Raw genomic sequence first — 21,418 nt, 5'->3', positions numbered from 1 at the left:
CCGCGCGCATTTGACGCGTGAATTAGTTTATGGTTGAAATATATTCATCGGCAGCCGACGACCGATCCTCCGACCACCGCTTGAGGAGAAGGACGATGCGCATCTTCTGGCAGAGCTTCGTTGATGCGAGCGTCAACGCGCCCTACATGGCGCGGCTGTCGGAATACCTCAACAACATCGCTGCATCAGGCACGACGGTTCACGTCGAGGGCATTACGCCGCCGGACCGGGAGTTCGGACGGCTTGCCGAACTGCGCTGCGCCGTCCAGGCGATCGATAACGGCATCGCGGCGGAGGAGGGCGGGTTCGACGCCTTCGTCATGGGGCATTTCCAGGATCCCGGACTCTACGAGCTGCGCTCGGCGCTCGACATTCCCGTGATCGGGACCGGCGAGGCGACGCTGCTCGCGGCCTCGCAGCTCGGTCGGCGGCTCGGCCTTGTGACGCTCGATCCCGTCTTCGAGGTCTGGCACTACGAGCAGGCAGAGCGTTACGGTCTCCGTGATCGGGTGGTCCACGTGACCGGTCTTGGCTGCAAGCCGGAGGATTTCGCCGATGCGTTCGCCGGAGACGCTGCCGCGCAAGCTCGCATGGTCGAGGATTTTGTCGCCTGCGCACGTCCGCTGATCGAGCGCGGCGCGGACGTCGTGATCCCGGCCGGCGTCTTGCCAGGCCTTTTGATCGGGAAAGAGCATGGCCTGAAGGTCGGCCACGCGCCGGTGGTCAACTGCGCGGCGGTGGCGCTGAAGAGTGCCGAGATGTGGGTGCAGCTTCGGCAGCTCAACGGCACCGAGCCCAGCCGTGGGCCGAGCTTCAAGCGGGCCAATGCCCAGGCGCGCGCCGATTTCCGCGCGTTGCTCGCGCGTAACAGTCGCTCGTCCTCGAAAACTATTCCTGGAGAATAAGGCATGATGACTCCCGAAAAGATCCTGTACGAGACCGAGGTGACGGCGACCGGAGGACGGGATGGCAAGGCCGCCAGCGCCGACGGTCTTTTGTCGGTGTCGCTGTCCTTGCCGAAATCGATGGGCGGCCCCGGCGGCGAGGGCACAAATCCCGAGCAGCTCTTTGCGGCCGGCTACGCCGCGTGCTTTCTCGGTGCGGTCAAGCTCGTCGCGCGGACGCGGAAAATTGTGCCCTCTGCCGAACCTTCCGTGACTGCGAAGGTCGCGATGGGGCCGGTTCCCGTCGGATACGCGCTGGCTGTGGAGCTGAAAGTCAATTTGCCAGGTGTCGAAAAGCCGGTGGCCGAGGAGGTCGTCGCCGGTGCGCACGAGCGCTGCCCCTATTCGAACGCAACCCGAGGCAATATTGACGTGAAACTGACGGTGGTCTGAGGATGAACGAGGCGGTCGGTCGGTGACCAATACCTTACGCACACCGTATGATGGCGTCGCGATTGCGGCGCCCGTCACGATTCCCTATGTGCGCTACTCCATCGAAAGCGCGCAGTGGTGGATCGGCCGAGCGCTCAGCGCGCTTGTTGCACAGGCCGGCATCAAGGCCTCCGACATCGACGGCCTGTGCGTTTCCAGCTTCACCATGGGCACCGACAGCGGGGTGGGACTGACGCAGCATTTCGGACTCTGCGTGCGATGGCTGGATACGATTCCGCTCGGTGGCGCCAGCGCCATCGCTGGGTTGCGAAAGGCGGCGCGCGCGGTTCAGGCCCATGACGCTGACATTGTGGCCTGCGTGGCGGGCGACACCAACTATGTCGATTCCTTCCGGCTGACGCTCGAGAACTTCTCGCGCTTCAACCAGGATGCGGTCTATCCTTACGGCGCCGGCGGCGCCAATGCGAGTTTCGCACTGATCGCACGCAACTACATGCGGACCTTCGGCGTCACGCGCGAGGACGTCGGAAGGATCGCCGTCGCCCAGCGCACTAATGCCTTGCGCAACCCGTATGCGTTGATGAAGACGCCGTTGACGCTCGAACAATATCTCGCGGCCCGGCCGATTTCTGATCCGATCCACCTATTCGACTGCGTGATGCCCTGCGCCGGTGCGGAAGCGTTCCTCGTCATGCGCGACGAGACAGCGACATCGTTGGGCCTGCCGGCCGCACGACTGCTCTCGACGATCGAGCGGCACAATGCCTTCGCCGACGATCCGATGCAGGTGCGCGGCGGCTGGGCGATGGACATCGGCGAGCTCTACGCGATGGCTGGCGTGAAGCCTGACGATCTCGATGTCGTGCAGACCTATGACGACTATCCCGTCATAACCATGATGCAGTTCGAGGATCTTGGCTTCTGCAAGAAGGGCGAGGGGGCCGAGTTCGTGCGCCAGCACGACCTCACCATCGATGGTGACTTTCCGCACAATACGTCGGGCGGACAGCTCTCGGTCGGGCAGGCCGGTGCGGCCGGCGCCTACCTCGGTCTCGTCGAGGGACTGCGGCAGGTTCTGGGGACTGCAGGCCCCACCCAGGTCAGCAATGCGAGCGTCGCCCTGGCCTCGGGGTTCGGTATGATCAACTATGACCGCGGTCTCGCCTCGGGCGCCGCTATCCTTGCAGGGCCTTCGCGATGATAGAACCGATCAAGCCGCCCCCGCGCAAGAATCCGCTGCTGCGGACGCGGTTGCCTGCTTCGCCACCGCGGCCGCGCAGCAGGATCTCGCATGGGTTCACGCGGGCGGCAGCCGAAGGCCGCTTTATGCTGCAATGCTGCGCGGCTTGCGGTTCCTTTGCTTATCCGGCGCGGGAGGCGTGTCCGTCTTGCCTGTCGGCCGGCCTTGCATTCGTCGATGCGCCGCGCCGGGGTACGCTGCTCGCCGAGACAACGGCACGCGTGCCAAGCGACGTCTATTTCCGCGAACGGGCGCCGTGGCGGATCGGCCTCGTCAAGATGGATTGCGGTCCGACGATCGTGACCCATCTCCATGCCGACTGCGCGGAGGGCGCAGCCGTTCGCATGTCGTTGCAACTCGACAAGAGCGGTCAGGCGGTGGCCTTTGCCCATCCCGAGGGGGAGACTCCCAACATGGCAGACGACAAGCAGTGGCGGGAAATGACGGCCGATCCGAAATTCCGGCGCGTGCTGGTCACCAACGGCCGCAGCGTGATCGGCCAGGAAGTCGTCGCCGCCTTGAAGGCCGCAGGCGCCAAGACGGTGTTCGTCGGCGTTGCCGAACCATGGCGGCCGTTCGCCGGCGAGAAGCTGCTGCGCGGTCAGGACGGGATCGAGATCGTGACGCTTGACGCGGCCGACGAAAAATCTGCCGCTGATCTCGCAGCCGACATCGGCGGCAAGGTCGATATCCTCGTCAACACAACGGAATATGTTCGGCCCGGCGGCCTGCTTGACCGCAGGGGCACGAGCACCGCACGCGACGAGATCGACCAGGCCTATCTCGGCTTCATCAACTTGGCGCAGGCCTTCGGCCCCGCCATGCGGATGCGCGGCGCCGACGGCATCAGTAACAGCGCCGCGTGGGTCAACATCCTGTCGATCTACGCGCTGGCGAACTGGCCTGCCTTTGGCGCTTACTCGGCCTCGCAGGCAGCGTGCCTGTCGCTCTCGCACTGCCTTCGCGCCGAGCTCCGGCCCGGCGGGGTCAGGGTGATGAATCTGTTCACCGGGCCGGTCGACACCGAATGGTTCCAGACCGTACCGCCGCCGAAGGTCGCGCCGCGCGCGATCGCGCAGGCAATCGTGTCGGGGCTGAGAGGCGGGCTCGAGGAGATGTATGTCGGAGATGTCGCCGAAGAGATCCGGCAACGTCTGGCGGCCAATCCGAAAGCGCTCGAACGCGAGCTCGACAGGTGACATCGGGATTTCAACCAAGCCGGAGGACGTGACGATGCAAAGCAACAATCTCCTGGAGCTGGCGAGTGCGATTTCTTCCGGCGCGGTGCGCGTCGTCGATCTGACCTTCACACTCAGTCCGGATTTTCCGGTCATCGTGCTGCCGCCGGAGTTCGGCCAGGCAGCGCCGGTCCGCATCCAGGAAATCTCGCGATACGATGGTCGTGGCCCGGCTTGGTACTGGAACAATGTCACGTTCGGCGAACATACCGGCACGCATTTCGACGCGCCGATTCACTGGTTCACCGGCAAGAACCTGCCGAACAATGCCGTCGACACCATGCCGGCCAAGGACATGATCGCGCCGGCCTGTGTCATCGACTGCTCCGCGCAGGCGGCTCAGGATCCCGATTTCCTGCTGACGGTCCCGCTCGTCGAAGCCTGGGAAGCCAAGCATGGACGAATCCCGGAGCGGAACTGGGTGCTGCTGCGGACCGACTGGTCGAAGAAGGGTTGGCGCGACTACGCCAATCTCGGGGATGACGGCGCACACACGCCGGGCCCCAACCCGGCCGTCATGAAGTGGCTGGTGGAGGAGCGTGGCGTCATCGGGTTTGGCACCGAGACCATCGGTACGGATGCGGGGCAGGCCGGGCATTTCGAGCCGCCTTATCCGGCGCATCACTTTCTGCACGGCGCGGGCCGCTACGGCCTGCAATGCCTGTGCAATCTGGATCAGCTTCCGGCCACCGGCGCCATCATCGTAGCCTCGCCGCTGAAGATCCAGAACGGCTCCGGCAGTCCGCTTCGCGTCATCGCGCTGGTATCGTCAATCTGAACCCAATCCATGGCGCTTGCCAATCAGAACAAGAAACTCCCACGAAAGGCAGGTGCCATGAACTTGATCAAGAGCTTGCTGGCCTCGACCGCATTGCTTCTTGCCGTCCCGCAACTTGCGCACGCCGAGATCCTCGTCGGATTCGTCACCGGCCTCAGCGGACCGGTGTCGTCGATCGGAATTCCGAACGCGAAGGGGATCGCGGCGGGCCAGACCTATATCGGCGAGGTCGGCGGCGAGAAGATCCGGGTCATCCAGCTTGATGACGGTTCCGACCCGACCGCGTCGGCGCGCAACGCACGCAAGCTCGTCGAGCAGGAGAAGGTCGATGTCCTCATCGGTACGTCCGGCGCACCCCAGACGCTCGCGATGGCGACTGCGGCCATCGAGATGAAGATTCCGATGATCGCGGTGTCTCCGATCGCGCCGGTGCCGGCCGGTGATGGCGGCCCCTGGGTCGTCCAGACGCCGCAACCAACGCCGCTTCTCGTACAAGGCATCGTCGACCACATGAAGGCACGGGGCCTGAAGACCGTCGCATTCATTGGTTTCTCCGATGCGTTCGGCGATCTCATGTACAATTCGCTCGAGCAAAGTGCGAAGACCGCCGATATCAAGGTCATTGCCAACGAACGCTACGCCAGATCAGACTCCTCGGTCACGGCCCAGGTGCTGCGCGCTCTCGCTGCACGTCCCGACGCCATCATGCTCGGCGGCACCGGGACGCCCGGCGCGCTGCCGGTCATCGCCTTGTCCGAGCGCGGATATAAGGGGCCGCTCTACGGCAATCACGGGCTGATCAGCGCCGATTTCCTCCGTCTCGCCGGCAAGGCCGCCAACGGCATCATCTGCCCGACCGGACCTGTGACCGCGGCGGAGCAGCTTCCGGCCAGCAATCCGATCCAGAAGGTTGCCCTGGATTTCCGTGCGGCCTTTGAGAAGGCGAACGGCGAGGCACCGACGGATTCGTTCTCGTCCTATTCCTTCGACGGCTGGCTGGTCTTCGCCGATGCGGGCAAGCGCGCGATGGCGACCGGCGCCAAGCCCGGGTCGCCGGAATTCCGTACCGCGCTTCGTCAGGCGCTGTTCGCGACCAAGGAGGTCGTGGGAACGCAGGGCGTCTACACCTATACGCCGGCGGATCGGCATGGCGTCGACGATCGCTCACGCATCATGGTCCAGATCGAGGACGGCAAATACAAGCTGTTGCCCTGAGGCGGGAGCATGATCGTGACGAAGAACGAGGCGCCGGCGAATATCAGCAAAGCGATCGGCCAAGAGAACGTGACGCCGGCCTGGGCGCGCGCGGTGACGTCGTTTCCGCCGTCGGACCGGATTCTTTCCACCATCCTCACGCGGCAGGCGGAACGCTACGGTGAGCGGATATTGCTGGTTGCGGGTGAGGCACGCTGGACCTTTGCGCAGACCGCGGCGATCGCGGCCGCGTCGGCCCAGGCGCTCATCGACGCGGGGATCAAGCCGGGCGATCGGGTCGCGCTGATGTGCTCGAACCGTCCGGAGTTCTTGCAGGTCTATCTCGGCTGTGCGTGGCTCGGCGCCATTGCGGTCCCGATCAACACCGCGCTCCGCGGCTTCCAGCTCTCCCACATCTTTCGCAATTCGCGTCCCGCGCTCCTTGTCGTCGAGGCCCAGTTCGCTAGCGCGATCGAGAGTGTCGAGGCGGGTGTCGAGCTGCCGCCTCGGACCTGGATCATCGGAGCTGCTGCCGGGGCCAGCGATGCCAGGCTTTCCGCGGTAGCGTTGCCGGCGCGGGGAGCCGCGGCCCCGGCAGGTGCCGTGCGGCCCGGCGACACCGTTGCGATCCTCTACACTTCGGGCACCACGGGGCCTGCAAAGGGCGTTTGTTGTCCGCAGGCGCAACTGTTCTGGTGGGGCATCTATTCGGCGCGGGCGCTCGGAATCCGCGAGGGCGATGTGCTGTTCACGACGCTGCCGCTGTTCCACACCAACGCGCTGAATGCGTTCTATCAGGCGCTGCTGAACGGATGCACCTACGTGCTCGAGTCGAAATTCTCCGCTTCCGGCTTCTGGGCTGCCGCGCGGCGGCACGACGCGACAGTCGGCTATCTGCTCGGCGCGATGGCGTCAATGCTTCTGGCGCAGCCGCAGAGCGCGGAGGATTCGACGCATCGCCTTCGCGTTGCGCTTGGCGGCGGCGTGCCGCCGCAGATCCACGGTCCGTTCCGCGAACGCTTTGGCGTGCCGCTGGTCGACGGCTACGGCTCTACCGAGACGAACTTCGTGTTCGCCGGCAGGATTCCGCCCGATCGCCCCGGAACGATGGGCTATCTGGCTGACGGGATCGAGGCGCGGATCGTCGACGAGAATGATTCAGCGCTTCCTGATGGAGAGGCCGGCGAGCTCGTGCTTCGCGCCGGAGAGCCCTTTGCTTTCGCCACCGGCTATTTCGGCATGCCGGAGAAGACGGTCGAGGCCTGGCGAAATCTGTGGTTTCACTCGGGCGATCGTGTGGTTCGAGATCCTGGCGGACACTATCGCTTCATCGACCGCATGAAGGATTCGATCCGCAGGCGCGGCGAGAACGTGTCCTCGTGGGAGGTCGAGCAGACCATCCAGTCCCACCCCGCGGTCGCCGCCTGCGCGATCTACCCGCTGCCGTCGGAGTTGGGCGAGGACGAGGTTGCGGCGGCGATCCTGCTGGAGCCGGGCCAATCGCTCGACCCGGTCGACGTCATCCGCCATTGCGAAGGACAGATCGCTTATTTCGCTATCCCGCGTTACGTGCGCATTTTGAGCCAGATGCCGCTGACGGAGAACGGCAAGATCAAGAAGGGCGTGCTGCGCGACGCGGGCGTCACTGCGGATACATGGGATCGCGAAGCGGCCGGAGTGAAGGTGCGACGCTGACAGTTGCGCCCGCTCAAGGCTTTTGCAAAGCCTCCCTGACAGCGCCCTTGAGCTCGTCGAGCTCGCCGATCAAGCCGTCGAACCGGTCCGCGGGGAAATCCGCCAGCAGCTCGGCGAGCCACGCGCCGTGGCTCTTGGCCATTCGCCTGAAGGCCTTGCGGCCTTCGATCGCCATGCAGACAATCTGCACGCGGCGGTCGAGGTTCGACGGCGTGCGGGTGATGTATCCATCCGCGACCAGGCGGTCCACGATCGGCGTGAGGTTCCCGGCCGAGACCATCAGACGCTTGGGCAGCTCTCCCAGCACAAGCCCGCTCGGCTCGCGGTCGAGCTGAGCCAGAACATCGAAGCGGGGCATCGTGAAATCGAACTCATCGCGAAACCGGCGCCGCAGCTCGCCTTCGATCAGGGTCGTGCAGGCGAGCAGCCGGAGCCAAACTCGCGTTTGAGCCCTGTGCTCGGCCTCCTGATCCACCCCATTCCTGGCTGAAACAGGCGTCGGCTCTTTCGCGAATGCCAATCGAATCTCCCGGGCTTCGTGGCTTGTTGAAAGCTGGCGCAGCTCTCATGGGTCGCTAGCAAGATAGTTCGTGCCAAAAGTAAATTCAAGGCTTAGCCCGGGCGTCTCGGAACCGGCGCTGCTCTGTATCCAATTGGCACTGTATCTCAAGGTCGACACTGCGGAGCCGAACCCGTCGCCCAAGCTCTTTGCAGAACCCACCTTGACAAGGCATGCACCGACAAAATATTTTAGGCTTAAACTAATTGAGGTGAAGGTTCACCACATGGCGTGACCCCGCGAAAGCTAGGGGATCACGCGCATAGTCTGTATCGGCGGCGGCCCGGCCGGCTGCTCAGTGAGCGGAGGAGGGATCAGATGAGCTCCGTGGCAAAGGTGATCCGGCGCGAATGGCTTGACTGGCCGTTTTTCGAGCCGCGTCATCATGCGATTGGCGATGCACTCGACCGCTTCGTGCAGTCGGGGGCCCTCGACAAGATCGATCACAGCGACATCGATGGCGCCTGCCGCAGGCTCGTGCGCGCGATGGGTGAGGCGGGGCTGCTCGATTGCGCGGTCGCGGCTCCCGATGGCGATGCAACGACAATCGATTCTCGCTCGATCTGCCTGTCGCGCGAGTCGCTTGCCTATGCCGATGGCCTCGCCGATTTCGCCTTCGCCATGCAGGGGCTCGGTTCAGGCGCGATTGCGCTCGGTGGTGCTGCGGAGCTGCGCAAGGCCGTACTGCCAAAGGTCCGCTCCGGCGAATGGCTTGCGGCCTTCGCGCTGTCCGAGAAGGAGGCGGGGTCGGACGTCGCGGCGATGTCCTGCACCGCGCGCGCCGACGGCAACGACTATGTCATCGACGGCGAGAAGACCTGGATCTCCAACGGCGGCATTGCCGACGTCTACACGCTGTTTGCGCGAACCGGCGAGGCGCCGGGTGCCCGCGGCATCTCGGCCTTTGTCGTCTTTCCCGATGATCCTGGCTTCGGCATCGCCGAGCGCATCGACGTCATCGCGCCGCATCCGTTGGCCACGTTGCGCTTTACCAATTGCCGGATCCCGGCGAGCCGCCGCCTTGGCACGCCGGGCAGCGGGTTCAAGCTCGCGATGCAGACGCTGGATATTTTCCGCGCATCGGTCGCGGCCGCTGCCCTGGGCTTCGCCCGGCGGGCACTCGAGGAGGCGCTATCGCACGCGCGCAGCCGGCACATGTTCGGCGCGACCCTGGGAGATCTGCAACTGACCCAGGCCGCGCTCGGCGACATGGCGACCGACACTGACGCTGCCGCGCTCCTGACCTACCGCGCGGCCTGGCGCCGCGATGTCCGGAAGCTTCCGACGACGCGCGAAGCTGCAATGGCAAAGCTGACCGCAACCGAGACCGCGCAGCGCGTCATCGACCGCGCCGTCCAGATGTTCGGCGGTCGCGGTGTGCGCAAGGGCGAGATCGTCGAAAGCCTCTATCGCGAAATCCGCGCGCTACGCATCTACGAGGGCGCGACCGAGGTCCAGAAGCTGATTGTCGCGCGCGACCTCTTGAAGCCGCGCTGAGAGAATTGAGAATTCCGCATGAGCACGATGAGAAAGCCGGAAGCCGGCGCGACCAGCGGTTTGCAGGTGCTTCAGCCCGGCGGCTGGCCGCAGCCGAAAGGCTATTCTAACGGTATGATGGCCGAGGGACGCCTTGTCGTGACGGGTGGTGTCGTCGGTTGGGACGTTGCGTGCCGATTTGCCGACGGGTTTGTCGCGCAGGTCCGGCTGGCACTCGAAAACATTGTCGCGATCCTGGCCGAGGGCGGCGCAGAGCCCCAACATCTCGTGCGCCTGACCTGGTATGTCGTGGACATGGACGAATACGTGTCCAATCTCAAGGCGCTCGGCAAAGTCTATCGCGAGGTCATCGGCACCCACTACCCAAGCATGGCGCTCGTGCAGGTCGTGCGCCTTGTCGAGCCCTCCGCGCGCCTCGAGATCGAAGCGACGGCCGTCGTGCCGCGCTGAAGGGCGCGCCTCCTCGGTGCGCGCGAATTCGCGATCTGGATTGGCTTACGGCTTCCGTGAGAATTATTGCCCGTCTCAGCTCCCGCCGGAAGGCGACGGTTCGCGAAATCAAGCATTCGTAGCTCGGCGAGCGATCGAGTTGATGGCCGCGGTCCAGGCATCGCGATACGCATCGAGGCCCGAGATCGAAGCTGCAGGGACGGGCGCCGGCGCCGTAATGGGATAGCTTGGCGGCCAGTGCGCCAGCATTGCGGCGCCGCGCGCCGTGCCCACCACGTCCTCCGCCGCAAAGACGCGCTGCTTCGGCCGCAATGCCCCGAGCGTCTGACAGAAGGCGAGATTGCCGGCGAAGGTCCCTTCGATGATCAGATCGCCGCTGGTCGCTCCCATGCGCGTCAGCATGAGATCGCCAACCAGGGCGCAATACAGCGTCGCCAGTGCGGTCTGATCGTGCGCCGCAACCTCGCCGCGAATTATGCCCTTGGTCGCCGCATAAGGTCCGCCCTGGTCGGAGAAGCAGGGCAGTGCCATCGCGCCGGAGCCAATGACGCGCTCAACCGCGTCGAGATCCGGATTGCCGCCGCCGCCCGCGATGACGGCGAATTCGCGTCCTCCCATGAAACGCCCGCAGGCGATGGGACGGCCGAGCGCGTCGACGTTGGCGAGCGTGTCGTCGCGAGGATCGAGCTGATCGAGCGAAAGGCCCACACACATCAGGATCACCCAGGTGCCGGTCGACAACACGGTGAACGGTGCCTGGCGCGAGATGAGGTAGGGCAGAAGTGAAGCGTTGGAATCGTGGATACCGCAAAAGACTTGCGTTTCAGGCGCGAGCCCGGTTAGGGCAGCGATGTCCGGCTGAATCGGACCGAGCGGGTCGAAGGCGCGGCGCAGCGGCGGCAGCAAGTGGTGGACGCCAAGAGCTTTGACGAGGCTCGAGACCTGTCCCTGCAGCGGCGCCCAGAGATCCGTATGGGCGCCGAGCGAGGTGACTTCCGAGGCCGCGACGCCGGTCAGGCGCCAAGCCCAATATTGCGGATAGCCAACGAAATACCTTGCTTTGGCGAAAAGATCCGGACGGCGCCACTTCTGATAGGCGAGCTGCCGGCCGAGATTGAGGCCGGCCGGTACTTTCGGCGACAGGCTCTCCGAAAAGGGCGGCCGCAGCCTAGCATAATCGGATTCGATCACTTCTACGCCCGCGAATTCGTAGTCCATGACGGGAGCGGCGAGCTTGCTCTCGCCGATCAAAGCGCCGGCTGCGCCATGCGCGGTCGGAACGATCGCGCTGATCTGATGCGTGAGTGCGACCTCACGAAGCGCGTCGAGGAAGAAGTTCCAAGCGCTCTCAACATCTTCATTCGGATAGGGCGGGCCCGGCAGGACGCGGTTGGGCGCCGACTTTTCCCAGAGAAGCCGGCCCTCGTCGAACAACGCAAGCTTTACGTTGGTCTTGCCGACGTCAAAAACTGCGACCGTCTGGCTCATCGTGAAGCTCAAGGCACATGGAACATCTCGGCAAGCAACGTCGCCATCGCGTTATAGCCGGCTTGTCGCGGCAATGACAACGAAGGCCAAGAGTGTGTCGCCCGGCCGCGTTCGACGGCCGGGCGACGAGCCCAAATCAGAAGTCGAAATCCTTGATGTTCTGTTTCGTGAAGATGAAGGGCGCCCCAAGCAGAATTTCGCTGCCGTTGACGACGTTCAGCTTGCCGAGCTTGCCGGCTTCGACCGAGGTCGCGCCGGGTTTCAGCTTGCCGTCGACCACAGCGCGCATCACGTAGGTTGCCGCATAGCCAAGATCGACCGGGTTCCACAGCACGACGGACTTGACGCAGTCGGCGTTGACATAGGGCTTCATCGCGTTGGGCGTGGCGAGGCCGACCACCGCGACCTTGCCGCATAGCTTAGCTTTGGTCACGGCTTCCGCCGAAGCGGGCGTCGCGACCGAGGTCATGCCGAAAAGACCGGAGAGCTTGTCGCCATATTTGTTGATCAGTGTCGTCGCCTGGTTGAAGGAGAGATTGTTGTCCTCCTGCGCTTCGACCGTCTCGAGCCATTTCAGCTTGGGATGGCACTTCTGCGCGTAGGCCCACATTTCGGCGATCCAGCGCGCCTGATTTGGAGTCGTGAAGGTCGAGGTGACGATCGCGAAGCTCTTGTCCTCGCCGGCCTCGTTGGCCATCGAGTCGATCATCGCCTTGGCGATGCCGTTGAACTCGGCCTGGTTGACGAACCATTCGCGCGCATTCGGTGTCGAGTTGGCGTCATAGCCGACGACATGAATACCCTTCGAGAGTGCTTTCTTCAGAACCGGCGCGATCGCTACCGGATCGTTGGCTGCGAAGAGAATGCCGTCGACGCCGCTGGTGATGTAATTGTCGATGAACTTGATCTGCTCGTCGATCTTGGCTTCAGTCGGGCCGTCGGTCTTCGCTGCGACGTTGCCGAGCGCCTTGGCGGCGTCCTGCATGCCTTTCGTGGTCGCATTGAAATAGCCGATGCCGATCAGCTTCGGCACGTCGACCAGCGAGATCGGCTTGCCGGCCTTGTCGGGCGCATTGGTGGGTTGGCCACCATCGTAAGGTTTGGCCGCAGGCGCGGCGCTGGCCTCGCCAGCCGAACAGGCAAGCGGATTGACCGGTAGATCGTCCGCGCCGTCCCATCTCTTCTCCGCCGCATAGGCCGTCCCGGCCAGCAGCGTCGCGCTCATCAGCGCTATGGCTAATCCGAGTTTCATGCTCTTCCTCCCACGTTGCAGCCGCTTTGTGCGGCCTTAAGAAACAGAACGTCAGACGCCGCGGCGTCGCTGGAGCAAGCTCGCAACAAGCGTCGACAGGATCAGCACCGTGCCGATCACGACAATCGTAGCATCGCCCTTGACGCCGGTCAGCGCGAGCCCATTTTTCAGAAGCTGGATCATTGCGAGGCCGACGACGGTGCCCCAGATCGTGCCGACGCCACCGAATATGCTGGTGCCTCCGAGCACCACCGTCGCGATCACGTCGAGCTCATAGCCAATACCCATGTCGGAGCGCGTCGTCGTCACGCGCGAGACGAGGACGACGGCTGAGAGTCCCGCCATCAAGCCGGACAAAGTGTAGATGATTAGCTTGGCGCGATCGACCGGCAAGCCGGAAAAGCGAGCGGCGGTTTCATTGTTGCCGATCGCATAGAGTGTGCGGCCGAAAGTCGTGCGGTCGAGCGCAATCCCTGCGACGACGATCGCGATCAACAGCAGCCAGAGCTGCGCCGGCACGCCGAAGAGATCTGACTGGCCGATGAAATAGAACCATTCCGGATACCCGCGCACCGAGCGAGCCTGGCTTATGCCCTCGGCAAGGCCGCGATAGAGCGCGAGCGTCGCGATTGTCATGATCAACGGCGGCACTCTGAGCCTGGTGATACCAACGCCGTTGAAGAAGCCGGCGGTAGCGCCGACGACGAGCGTGAAGGCGATTGCCAGGGGCAATGGAAAACCGAAGGTCTTCCATGAATAGCCAAGCAAGATAGCGCAGAGCCCGACGATCGAGCCGACCGAAAGATCGATGCCGCCGGTGATGATGATGAAGGTCATAGGCAGGGCGATGAGCCCGACTTCGGTCGTCAGCCGGCCCTGATTGAGCAGATTGTCGAGCGTCAGAAAGCGATTGTTCAGGGCGCCGAGAATGATCAGCGCGACGAAGAGGATCAGCGCCAGCATGGTCTCATGTCGCAGGAGCCACCAGGGGGCGACGCGCTTCGCGATCTGGGGAAGGGGGATTTCGCTCATCGCGCTCATGCTCTGGCCATGCGCCGGCGCCGCAAGATATCGGCGATGACGGTTATAAGAATGAGCACGCCCTGCACTGCGCGGATCCAGTACGGCGAGACGTCGGTGAACACCAGCGCGCTGGCGATCTCGGCGATCAGAATCGCGGCGAGAGTAGAGCCGATCACAGTGCCGACGCCGCCGAGAATGCTGACGCCGCCGACGACCGACGCAGTGATGATCGTCAATTCGAGATTCGGCGGCACGGTCGATTGTATGACGCGGAGTTGCGTCGCATAGAGCAGGGCCGCGACGCCGGCGAAGAAGCCGTGCAGCGCGAAAACCATCACCGTGGCGCGCGGCGGCGAGATGCCACAGAGACGCGCTGCCTCCGCGTTGCCGCCTACTGCGTAGATCGTACGGCCCGGCGCCGAATAGCGCATCCACCAGGCGGCAAAGATCGTCGCGACGATCATGAGAAAGACTGGCATCGGGACGGCGTCGAAAAGCTCGATGTTGGCGAGATGGAAGCTGTCGGGCAGATCGGTGATCCACTTGCCGCCAGTGACGCCGATCAGCCCGCCTTTGAGGATGGAGAGCATGCCGAGCGTCACGACGATGGCTGGAATGCGCAGATACGCGATGATGGCGCCCTGAAAGGCCATCACGAGGATACCGACGACGAGCGGCGCCAGCCAGGTGACGATGATCGGCGCGCCTTCCACCGCCAAAGTGCCGCTGACGGTCGCCAGGACGCCGATCAGCGAGCCGACGGAAATGTCGATGTTGCCGGAGATGATCACCATCGACATACCGACCGCGGCGACGGCGATATAGGCGTTGCCGAGCAGAACGTCCGAAAGATTGCGCATCGCCAGAAAGCGCGGATTGTAAAGGCCGACGATGATCGCGAGGCCGATCACTGCGATGGCCAGCAAGGCCTCCTGCGAGGCGAGCGCCTTGAGTAGCCGCCGTGGGCTGGCTTCGGCGTGGATTAATGTCGTCGCGGTCATGCCACTTTCTCCGCGCTCTCGTGGCTGCCCATCATCGCCGCGCCGACCGTTTCCTGCGTTGCGTCTTCGCGCAAGAACTCCGCGACGATACGACCTTCACGCATGACGAGCACGCGGTCGCTCATCCCGAGCACTTCGGGCAACTCGCTCGAAATCATCAGGATCGCGAGCCCCTGTGCCGCGAGCTCGCCCATCAGGCGATGGATCTCCGCCTTAGCCCCGACATCGATGCCGCGTGTAGGCTCGTCAAGAATTAGCAGCTTCGGCTTATTGGCGAGCCATTTGCCGAGCACGATCTTCTGCTGATTACCGCCAGAGAGCTTGCCCGCAATCTGCTCGAGCGAGCTCGTCTTGACCGCAAAGCACTTGACGCCGTCGCTGGCCAGCTTGCGCTCAGCGGCGCGATCGATAAAGCCGCCGAATGCGACCTTGCCTAGCGCGGCGAGGCTGAAGTTCTCGCGCACCGTCATCGGCCTCACCAGCCCCTGCGTGCCGCGGTCTTCCGGCACATAAGCGATGCCGAGCGTGCGGGCCTGCGCGGGGGAACGGATGTAGACTGCCTGGCCGCGGATTTTGATTTCGCCACCTTCGGCAGGCGTCACACCGAAGATCGTCTGCGCCAGCTCGCTTCGGCCCGAGCCAACAAGGCCGGCAAGGCCGACGATTTCGCCGGCGCGCACGGTAAGGCTGATCCTTTTGGTGAGCGGCCGCCGCTCGAGATCTTTGACCTCCAGCACCGGTCCGCCGATCGGAAGCGTGATCTTCGGAAACAGGCTTTCGATCTTGCGGCCGACCATCAATTGCACGAGTTCGGCTGCCGCCGTGTCAGCGACGCGCTTGGTGGCGATATGCGCCCCGTCACGCAGCACGGTGACACGATCGGCGATCGCGAAAATCTCGTCGAGCCGGTGGCTGATATAGATCACTGCGACGCCGCGCGCCTTCAGCTTGCGCACAATATCGAAGAGCCGGGTGACGTCGTATTCGGTCAGGGCCGCGGTCGGCTCGTCCATGATCAAGATGCGGGCATCTTGCGACAGAGCGCGCAGGATTTCGACGCGCTGGCGATTGCCGACGCTGAGCGAGCCGACGACGCGGTCGGCGTGCAGGTCGTGAATCTCCAGTGCAGCGAGCAGATGTCTCGTCTTTTCGCGCATTGCGCGCCAGTCGAGCCGGCCGAGCCCCGCACGCGGCGCATGGCCCATGAAAACGTTTTCGGCGACGGTGAGCTCAGGAAACAGCAGCAGCTCTTGATAGATCGTCGCAATGCCAGCGCGCCTGGCGTCGTCCGGCCGCGCGAGATTGACTGGCTTGCCATCGACGATCACCTCGCCGCGGTCGGGCGGGAACACGCCGGAGACAATCTTGATCAAGGTCGATTTGCCGGCGCCGTTCTCGCCAAGCAAGGCGTGGACCTCGCCCTTTGCGACGTTGAACGAGACGCCCGTAAGCGCGTTCACACCCGGAAAGGACTTCTCGATGTTGTACACCGAAAGGCGAGGCGGCGCGGCGGTTTCGCGAAGGGCTTGATCGTTCGCCATCGCTTCAAGCCGCCGCGATAGCGTCGGCGCCGGTCGCGACGACGACATGAATGCCCTGTTCGCGCAACATGTCGAGCGCGGCGCCCGGTGCGTCGGCGTCGGTGATCAGCGTGTGGATGCGCGACAGCGGGCAAACGACAAGGCTGCCGCGCTGGTTGAATTTTGAGGAATCGGCGAGGACGGTCAACTTGTTGGCGCGCTTCAACAGCTTGGACTCGGCACGAGCGAGCAGGGGATCGCCCTCGATGACGCCGAGCGGCCCGATCGAGATCGCGCTCATGAACATGCGCGTAGCTGAATAATGCTGGATTGCGTCCTCCTCGAAGGGCGAGACGATCATGCCCTGCTCGCGATATACCTCGCCGCCCGGCAGAGCGACGCGGCATTTCGATTTGTGGATCAGCACTTCGGCGAGCGGATAAGAATTGGTCAGCACTTTCAGGTGCCGCTCGCGCAGATATTCACCCATTTGGTAGGTGGTCGTGCCGCCATTGATGATGATCGTCTCGCCGTCGGCGCAGAGCGCGACGGCCGCCTTGGCAATCGCCCGCTTGGCATCGATGTTGAGCGTCTGGCTGACATCGAAAGAGCGGGTCGCAAGGGAGAGGACGTCGCCCTGCGCATTGGTTGCGTCGGACAATGTCTCAAGCCCGCCATGCACCCTGATCGCGACGCCCTGCCCGGCGAGACTGGCGAAGTCCCGCCGGATGGATGCTTCGGAGGCGCCCGTCGCGCGGCAGGCATCGGCGATGCGCACTAGCGACCGCTCTCGCAAGAGCGCCTTGATGACCTGCCAGCGTTCTCGCTCGTGCACGTCGATCTTCCTCCCCTTGCCCGTAAATTGGTCATGCTCCCGAGGACGGGTCAACTCCAAACTTTCAAGATCGATCATTATCGCGCTGCATCAATCATGTTGCATCGCGGCGACGGGCATCCATGATTGACCGTGATCGAATGTCGGACATAAGCTGGCTTCAAACGAAGCACAGGAGAACGTCCAATGAGCGAGGCTGCGGACATGCGGTTGCCCAATCTATGGGACGACGCCGTCGCCGCCGGGCTCGATGAGCCGGGCCAGTTGCTGTATCGCTCGAATTTGCTCGGGGTCGATCTGCGCATCACCAATTTCGGCGGCGGCAACACTTCGGCGAAGGTCGACGCGCGGGATCCGCTGACCCGCGCGAACGTTCGCGTCCTTTGGGTCAAGGGCTCGGGCGGCGACCTCGGCTCGATGAAGCGCGACGGCTTCGCGACGCTGTACCTCGACAAGCTCGAGAGCCTGAAAGGTCTCTATCGAGGTCTCGCCGAAGAGGACGAGATGGTCGCTTTGTTCAATCACTGCACCTTCGATCTCAATCCGCGCGCGACCTCGATCGATACGCCCTTGCACGCCTTCGTGCCGCATCGCCATGTCGATCACGTCCATGCGGACGCGCTGATCGCCGTCGCCGCCTCGGCCGATGCTGAGCGGCTGACCAGAGAGGTTTTCGGCGGGAAGCTCGGTTTCTTGCCGTGGCAGCGGCCGGGCTTCGATCTCGGCTTGAAACTCGGCGAGATGGCCTCGCGACATCCAGAGTATGTCGGCGTGATCCTCGGAGGCCACGGGCTCTTTACGTGGGCCGAGACGTCGAAAGCCTGCTACGAGACGACCTTGCGTATCATTCAGCAGGCCGCCGACTGGCTTGCGGCGCATGAGCAGAAGCCTTCCTTCGGGGGCACCAAGGTCGAAACGGCCGCGCCGGAAAAGCGCTGCGACGTCGCGGCCATACTGATGCCGCTGATCCGCGGCAAGATTTCCGCCGACGAGCGCAAGATCGGTCATTTCACCGACGCGCCGGAAGTGCTGGAATTCGTCAACTCCAATTCGCTGACGAAGCTGGCGCCGCTCGGCACGTCGTGCCCGGATCACTTTCTGCGCACCAAGATCAGGCCGCTGGTTCTCCCTTACGATCCGGGCCGCGACAACCTCGACGAGGTGATCGCCGGTCTCGACGATCTGCTCGCCGCCTACAGGCGCGATTACGCCGCCTATTACGAGCGCTGCAAACATCCGGATTCGCCGGCTATGCGCGATCCCAACGCGGTCGTCTATCTTGCGCCGGGGATCGGCATGTTCACCTTCGCCAAGGACAAGGCTACGGCCCGCATCGCCGGCGAGTTCTATGTCAACGCGATCAACGTCATGCGCGGTGCCTCGGGTGTCAGCGCCTATGTCGGCCTTGCCGAACAAGAGGCCTTCAACATCGAATATTGGCTGCTTGAAGAAGCCAAGCTCCAGCGTTTGCCCAAGCCGAAGCCGCTGGCCGGACGGATCGCCTACGTAACGGGTGGCGCCGGCGGCATTGGCGGGGCAACCGCGCAGCGGTTGCTCGACGAAGGCGCCTGCGTCGTCGTCGCCGATATCGACGAGGAGGCGTTGAAAGAGCGCGTCGCGGCGATCGCGAAACGCTATGGCCGCGACGCGGCGGTCGGCGTGAAGCTTGACGTGACCGACGAGGCGGCGGTGATCGCCTCGTTCGAAGAGACCGCGCTCGCCTTTGGCGGCGTCGACATCGTCGTCTCGAATGCCGGCATTGCCTCGGCGTCGCCGGTCGAGGACACAAGTCTTGCACTTTGGCAGAAGAACATAGACATTCTCGCGACGGGCTATTTCCTTGTGTCGCGCGAGGCGTTCCGGCTGCTGCAGCGCCAGAAGACCGGCGGTACTATCATCTTCGTTGCCTCGAAAAATGGCCTCGCCGCTTCGGCTGGCGCTTCGGCCTATTGCGCTGCCAAGGCGTCCGAGATCCATCTCGCCCGCTGCCTGGCGCTGGAGGGCGCAGCGCACGGCATCCGCGTCAACACGGTCAATCCCGACGCGGTATTGCGCGGCTCAAAAATTTGGGAAGGCGAGTGGCGCCAACAACGCGCGGCGTCCAACAAGGTCGGGGAAGACCAGCTCGAAGAAGTCTATCGCCAACGCTCGATGTTGAAATTGTCGGTCTTCCCCGCGGACATTGCCGAGGGCATCTACTTTTTCGCTTCCGATCTTTCGGCCAAATCGACCGGCAACATCCTCAATATCGATGCCGGCAATGCCCAGGCGTTCACGCGATGAGCGCGCCATTCTCGATCAGCGCCGATTTCATTGCCGACCACAACGCGCGGCTCGACGGCGCGACGACGGAGGACTATCACGCGCTTGAGCGCACGCTGACGCGGCGCGGGATCGATGCCGAAGCGCTGGTCCGGAAGGTGACGGAATTCGGCGTTGCCATTCCGACCTGGGGAGTCGGTACCGGTGGCACGCGCTTCGCCCGCTTTCCGGGCCCGGGCGAACCACGCAACGTCTTCGAGAAGATCGATGATTGCGCCGTCATCCATCAATTGGCGCGGGCGACGCCGGCCGTTTCGCCGCATCTTCCGTGGGACAAGGTCGATGACAATGCGGCGTTGCGCGAAAAAGCCGCGGCGCATGGCCTTGCCTTCGACGCGGTCAACTCCAACACGTTCCAGGATCAGCCCGGGCAAGCGCTCTCTTACAAGTTCGGTTCGTTGTCGCATACGGACAAGGCGGTGCGCGACCAGGCCGTTGCGCACAACATCGAAAGCATCGAGATCGGCCGCAAACTCGGTTCGAAAGCGCTGACGGTCTGGATTGCCGATGGTTCGAACTTCGCCGGCCAGTCTAGTCTGACCAAGGTCCTCGACCGCTATATCGACGCAATGCGTGAGATCGTTGCGGCGCTGCCCGCCGACTGGCGCGTGTTCCTCGAGCACAAGTTCTTCGAGCCGGCCTTCTATTCCACGGTGATCCCGGATTGGGGCACCAGCTTCGCCGCCGCGCAGGAGCTCGGGCCCAAGGCCTATTGCCTCGTCGATCTCGGCCATCATGCGCCGAACGTGAATATCGAGCAAATCGTCGCTCGGCTGGTTCGCTTCAAGAAGCTCGCGGGCTTCCATTTCAACGATTCAAGATATGGCGACGACGATCTCGATACCGGCTCGGTCGATCCGTTTCGGCTGTTTCTGGTCTTCAACGAGCTGATCGACGCCGAGCGCCGCAAAGCGGAAGGCTTCGCGCCCGCTTATATGATTGACCAGTCGCATAACGTCACGGATCCGATCGAGAGCCTGATGCAATCGGCAATCGAATTGCAGCGCGCCTATGCGCAGGCCCTGATCGTCGATCGCGCGGCGCTCGAAGCTGCGCAAGAGACGAATGACGCGCTCGGCGCGCATCTCGAATTGAAACGCGCCTTCACGACAGATGTCTCGCCGCTCCTCGCCGCCGCTCGCCTGCGCACAGGCGGAGCGATCGCGCCCATAGCGGCGTATCGCGCCTCCGGTTATCGGGCGCAAAGAGCGAAGGAGCGCCCCGCCGTCGCCGGGACTTCGGCGGGCATCGTCTAAATTAGGCGCGGCGGCTTTGTGCTCGGACGAGAGCGTGGCGCCTGTTTCACGTGTCGATCATGGCCACGTAGTCCATATGAAGAGTGATTGGTCCCTTCGATCCATCCAGAATCACGCGGAGACTCTTCGGATAGTATCCAGTCCTGATCACGGTCCCGGTCCTTGCAGCCAAGCGAGGACCGGCTCCCGGCTTCACCTGAATTCGTGAGCCCGGCGGAAACTTGAGTTCGGCTTGGGCCGATCCTGCCATGACATCCTCGGCAGCGAATGAGCTAGTTCTACTCGAAGAGTTCGCGAACGCGTGCGCCGTGAACGAGGGTGCGCAGGCAGGCGGGAAGTTCGATCGCGGGCCAGACGAAAATAGCAGCTGTCGTACTTCGGCGATAAAAAGAGGTCTCGGACAACAGTGCTGAAAAGACCAAATCATCCGATGCCCAACTGCAGTTCCTAATTCTCTCCGCCTGCTCGGCTTCAGCGCCACAATACCTGCTCAACACCAAATCCGCGCCATGAACTCGCATCCGGCCCCCCAACGTCCCGGACTGAATCACGGAAACGCTTCGGTGAAAACATCCTTCGTCGGGAGTAATCCGGAGCCATAAATCCACTCGGTTCGCTTCAACCACTGTGCGCGATCGCCGGCACCCGAAACGGGCAACGTATTGTCGGCTATCCGCTGTTCGTCTTCGCTCGCCCCCGGAGCGTTAGGTCGAACGGTATGATCGTAGATGCG

The 21,418-nt window shown here is 63.5% G+C and carries 18 protein-coding genes; 11 read left to right on the top strand and 7 right to left on the bottom strand.

The window, feature by feature from the left end:
* Positions 1-95 precede the first annotated feature (95 nt).
* The 7 genes from FXB38_RS02615 to FXB38_RS02585 are packed head-to-tail and all read left to right on the top strand — an operon-like array spanning position 96 to position 7,482.
* Positions 96-905, top strand: coding sequence for an aspartate/glutamate racemase family protein (locus tag FXB38_RS02615; protein ID WP_187434619.1), 810 nt, complete (start codon positions 96-98; stop codon positions 903-905).
* 3 nt (positions 906-908) lie between these two features.
* Positions 909-1,337, top strand: a complete 429-nt coding sequence (locus tag FXB38_RS02610) for an organic hydroperoxide resistance protein (protein ID WP_148749208.1) — start codon at positions 909-911, stop codon at positions 1,335-1,337.
* A 22-nt stretch (positions 1,338-1,359) separates the two neighbouring features.
* Complete coding sequence (locus tag FXB38_RS02605) at positions 1,360-2,538, top strand: thiolase family protein (RefSeq protein ID WP_148749207.1); 1,179 nt, start codon at positions 1,360-1,362, stop codon at positions 2,536-2,538.
* Positions 2,535-3,776 carry an SDR family NAD(P)-dependent oxidoreductase gene (locus FXB38_RS02600; RefSeq protein ID WP_148749206.1) on the top strand — a complete coding sequence of 414 codons (1,242 nt, stop codon included), beginning with the start codon at positions 2,535-2,537 and terminating at the stop codon, positions 3,774-3,776. Before FXB38_RS02605 ends, FXB38_RS02600 begins: the two co-directional genes overlap by 4 nt.
* Before the next feature lie 34 nt (positions 3,777-3,810).
* On the top strand, positions 3,811-4,593 hold the full coding sequence (locus FXB38_RS02595; RefSeq protein ID WP_187434618.1) for a cyclase family protein: 783 nt from the start codon (positions 3,811-3,813) through the stop codon (positions 4,591-4,593).
* A 57-nt stretch (positions 4,594-4,650) separates the two neighbouring features.
* Positions 4,651-5,808 carry an ABC transporter substrate-binding protein gene (locus FXB38_RS02590; protein WP_187434617.1) on the top strand — a complete coding sequence of 386 codons (1,158 nt, stop codon included), beginning with the start codon at positions 4,651-4,653 and terminating at the stop codon, positions 5,806-5,808.
* A 9-nt stretch (positions 5,809-5,817) separates the two neighbouring features.
* The gene (locus FXB38_RS02585; RefSeq protein ID WP_148749203.1) at positions 5,818-7,482 is read left to right on the top strand and encodes an ATP-dependent acyl-CoA ligase; all 1,665 of its coding nucleotides are present in this window, start codon (positions 5,818-5,820) and stop codon (positions 7,480-7,482) included.
* Positions 7,483-7,495: 13 nt separating this feature from the next.
* Here the strand turns inward: FXB38_RS02585 and FXB38_RS02580 are convergent, their stop codons facing one another.
* On the bottom strand, positions 7,496-8,002 hold the full coding sequence (locus tag FXB38_RS02580) for a MarR family winged helix-turn-helix transcriptional regulator (RefSeq protein ID WP_148749202.1): 507 nt from the start codon (positions 8,000-8,002) through the stop codon (positions 7,496-7,498).
* A 357-nt stretch (positions 8,003-8,359) separates the two neighbouring features.
* Here FXB38_RS02580 and FXB38_RS02570 point away from each other — a divergent pair, with 357 nt between their 5' ends.
* Together FXB38_RS02570 and FXB38_RS02565 are read left to right on the top strand one after the other, a co-directional pair.
* The gene (locus tag FXB38_RS02570) at positions 8,360-9,538 is read left to right on the top strand and encodes an acyl-CoA dehydrogenase family protein (RefSeq protein WP_148749200.1); all 1,179 of its coding nucleotides are present in this window, start codon (positions 8,360-8,362) and stop codon (positions 9,536-9,538) included.
* An 18-nt stretch (positions 9,539-9,556) separates the two neighbouring features.
* Positions 9,557-9,988, top strand: a complete 432-nt coding sequence (locus FXB38_RS02565) for a RidA family protein (protein ID WP_148749199.1) — start codon at positions 9,557-9,559, stop codon at positions 9,986-9,988.
* A 108-nt stretch (positions 9,989-10,096) separates the two neighbouring features.
* Here the strand turns inward: FXB38_RS02565 and FXB38_RS02560 are convergent, their stop codons facing one another.
* From FXB38_RS02560 to FXB38_RS02535, 6 genes are all read right to left on the bottom strand, one after another.
* On the bottom strand, positions 10,097-11,476 hold the full coding sequence (locus FXB38_RS02560; protein WP_148749198.1) for an FGGY-family carbohydrate kinase: 1,380 nt from the start codon (positions 11,474-11,476) through the stop codon (positions 10,097-10,099).
* Positions 11,477-11,612: 136 nt separating this feature from the next.
* A complete protein-coding gene (locus FXB38_RS02555; RefSeq protein WP_148749197.1) occupies positions 11,613-12,728 on the bottom strand; it encodes an autoinducer 2 ABC transporter substrate-binding protein in 1,116 nt (371 codons plus the stop codon).
* Between the two features lie 51 nt (positions 12,729-12,779).
* Positions 12,780-13,769 carry an ABC transporter permease gene (locus FXB38_RS02550; RefSeq protein ID WP_148749196.1) on the bottom strand — a complete coding sequence of 330 codons (990 nt, stop codon included), beginning with the start codon at positions 13,767-13,769 and terminating at the stop codon, positions 12,780-12,782.
* Positions 13,766-14,752 (bottom strand): ABC transporter permease, encoded by a 987-nt coding sequence (locus FXB38_RS02545; RefSeq protein ID WP_148749195.1) that lies wholly within the window; start codon positions 14,750-14,752, stop codon positions 13,766-13,768. Before FXB38_RS02545 ends, FXB38_RS02550 begins: the two co-directional genes overlap by 4 nt.
* On the bottom strand, positions 14,749-16,293 hold the full coding sequence (locus tag FXB38_RS02540) for a sugar ABC transporter ATP-binding protein (RefSeq protein ID WP_148749194.1): 1,545 nt from the start codon (positions 16,291-16,293) through the stop codon (positions 14,749-14,751). Before FXB38_RS02540 ends, FXB38_RS02545 begins: the two co-directional genes overlap by 4 nt.
* Before the next feature lie 4 nt (positions 16,294-16,297).
* On the bottom strand, positions 16,298-17,107 hold the full coding sequence (locus FXB38_RS02535) for a DeoR/GlpR family DNA-binding transcription regulator (RefSeq protein WP_148749193.1): 810 nt from the start codon (positions 17,105-17,107) through the stop codon (positions 16,298-16,300).
* Between the two features lie 186 nt (positions 17,108-17,293).
* On the opposite strand from FXB38_RS02535, the gene FXB38_RS02530 reads away from it, so the two are divergent.
* Both FXB38_RS02530 and rhaI read left to right on the top strand, forming a co-directional pair.
* On the top strand, positions 17,294-19,390 hold the full coding sequence (locus FXB38_RS02530; protein WP_148749192.1) for a bifunctional rhamnulose-1-phosphate aldolase/short-chain dehydrogenase: 2,097 nt from the start codon (positions 17,294-17,296) through the stop codon (positions 19,388-19,390).
* Entirely contained in the window at positions 19,387-20,685 is a 1,299-nt protein-coding gene (gene rhaI, locus FXB38_RS02525; protein WP_148749191.1) for an L-rhamnose catabolism isomerase, read from the top strand. Before FXB38_RS02530 ends, rhaI begins: the two co-directional genes overlap by 4 nt.
* The last annotated feature ends 733 nt before the right edge of the window (positions 20,686-21,418 follow it).

The organism is Bradyrhizobium cytisi (assembly GCF_008123515.1).
Lineage (GTDB): Bacteria > Pseudomonadota > Alphaproteobacteria > Rhizobiales > Xanthobacteraceae > Bradyrhizobium > Bradyrhizobium cytisi.
This window is presented reverse-complemented; position numbering and strand designations above follow the sequence as displayed.